Source organism: Flavobacterium sp. (assembly GCF_031363805.1).
GTDB lineage: Bacteria > Bacteroidota > Bacteroidia > Flavobacteriales > Flavobacteriaceae > Flavobacterium.
Window position 1 is genome coordinate 1 of sequence record NZ_JANLVD010000083.1, and the last position, 2,649, is coordinate 2,649.

At 35.4% G+C, this 2,649-nt stretch carries 1 protein-coding gene; it reads left to right on the forward strand.

Annotation, left to right across the window (positions count from 1 at the left end; genetic code table 11):
• Positions 1-445: 445 nt before the first annotated feature.
• On the forward strand, positions 446-2,649 hold a 2,204-nt coding region (gene gcvP, locus RMN92_RS04720; RefSeq protein ID WP_309608315.1), incomplete at its 3' end, for an aminomethyl-transferring glycine dehydrogenase.

Below are 2,649 nucleotides of genomic sequence, written 5' to 3' on the forward strand. Positions count from 1 at the left end.
TCTCATTTGCTATAACTTCTCTACATTTATTGTCATCTGGAAAGGCTTTTATGAACTCTAAAATATTCTCCCCCCTAAATATTGCTTCCATCTACTATATTTTACTGTAAATATAATTGTTTTTTATGTATGTAACTCGAAAAAATTATATCCGAAAATAGTTCCGAAAAATATGAAATAATCAATATTAAAATCAATTCTAATGTTCAACGTTATTTTTGTAATTTGAACTAACGAATAAACAGCCACACCCACATGAATGCTACTTTTTATATAAAAATTGAATAATTTCGTCACATTTCTCATTCCACAAAACTAATCAAACTGTTAATAAGAAGTCATTTTAGTTGAAAAAATCACATAAATAGACCATTAAAATGCTATTGATTCTGATAATTATACATAAATTTGTGCTTTCAAAAAACACAACACTTTTTATTCCTATATGAAAACAGATGCTTTTGCTTTACGTCACATTGGTACAACAGAAAATGATCTTCCAAAAATGTTGAAAACCATTGGAGTTGAATCGTTAGAACAACTTATTTATGAAACACTACCAAATGATATTCGCTTAAAATCTGATTTAGATTTAGAGCCAGCTATGACTGAATATGAGTTTTCAAAGCATATTGCAGCTTTAGGAAACAAAAATAAAGTTTTTCAATCGTATATTGGTTTGGGTTACAACCAAGCCATTGTTCCAGCAGTAATTCAAAGAAATATTCTTGAAAATCCGGGTTGGTACACTGCTTACACGCCATATCAAGCCGAAATTGCACAAGGTCGTTTGGAAGCGATTTTGAATTTTCAAACTACAGTGATTGAATTGTCTGGAATGGAAATCGCAAATGCTTCACTTCTTGATGAAGGAACTGCGGCTGCCGAAGCTATGGCGTTGTTATTTGATGTACGTTCTCGTGATCAAAAGAAAAATAATGTCTGTAAATTCTTCGTTTCGGAAGAAATTTTACCTCAAACATTATCGGTTTTACAAACTCGCTCTACTCCTATTGGTGTTGAATTGGTTATTGGAAACCACGAAGAGTTCGATTTCTCAAATGAGTTTTACGGAGCCATTCTTCAATATCCAGGCAAATATGGACAAGTTCATGATTACGCAGGATTTATCGCCAAAGCAAAACAAAACGAAATCAAAGTTGCGGTTGCAGCTGATATTTTATCATTGGTAAAACTAACGCCTCCAGGCGAAATGGGTGCCGATGTAGTTTTTGGAACCACACAACGTTTCGGAATTCCGTTAGGTTATGGTGGCCCACACGCTGCTTATTTTGCTACCAAAGAAGAATACAAACGTTCCATGCCAGGGCGTATAATTGGTGTAACCATTGATACCAATGGAAATCGTGCGTTGCGAATGGCATTGCAAACTCGTGAGCAACACATCAAACGTGACAAAGCTACTTCAAATATTTGTACTGCACAAGTTCTTTTGTCAGTTATGGCAGGAATATATGCTGTTTATCATGGCCCAAAAGGTTTAAAATATATTGCCGATAAATTGCATGCTACAACTGCAACTTTGGCAAACGAACTAGAAAAATTAGGCTTATACCAAACAAATTCTGCTTATTTTGATACCATTGTCATTAAAACCGATGCCAAAAAAGTAAAAGAAATTGCTGAAAAACACGAAGTGAACTTTTATTACATTGATGAAAATACCGTTTCAATTTCATTAAACGAAACCACTTCGATCTCAGATTTAAATACAATTGTTTCCATTTTCGCTATTGCGAATGATAAGCAGGCTGCTACAATTTCAGAATTGCAAAATGGCAATCAATTTCCATCCAATTCAGAAAGAAAATCAGCATTTTTACAACATGATGTTTTCAACAAATACCATTCAGAATCAGCATTGATGCGTTATATTAAAATGTTAGAACGCAAAGATTTGGCTTTGAATCATTCTATGATTTCGTTAGGTTCTTGTACCATGAAATTGAATGCAGCATCAGAAATGTTGCCATTAAGTACAGCACAATGGAACAATATTCACCCATTTGCACCGCTGGATCAAGCAAAAGGTTACCAAGAAATGCTTTCAAAATTGGAACATCAATTAAATGTTATTACAGGTTTTGCTGGTACCACTTTGCAACCCAATTCTGGTGCTCAAGGCGAATATGCTGGATTGATGGTTATTCGCGCTTATCATCATTCTCGTGGCGACCACCACAGAAATATTGCTTTAATACCATCATCGGCACACGGTACAAATCCTGCTTCGGCAGCCATGGCTGGAATGCAAGTTGTAGTTACCAAAACTTTAGAAAACGGAAATATAGATGTAGATGATTTACGCGAAAAAGCATTGTTACATTCGGCAAATTTATCCTGTTTGATGGTAACGTATCCGTCAACGCACGGTGTTTTTGAAAGTGCCATCAAAGAAATTACACAATTAATTCACGATAATGGCGGACAAGTTTACATGGATGGTGCCAACATGAATGCCCAAGTTGGACTCACAAATCCAGCAACAATTGGAGCCGATGTTTGTCATTTAAATTTACATAAAACATTCGCCATTCCTCATGGTGGTGGTGGGCCAGGTGTTGGACCAATTTGCGTTGCACCACAATTAGTACCTTTTTTACCAAGTAATCCAATTATTCAAACTGG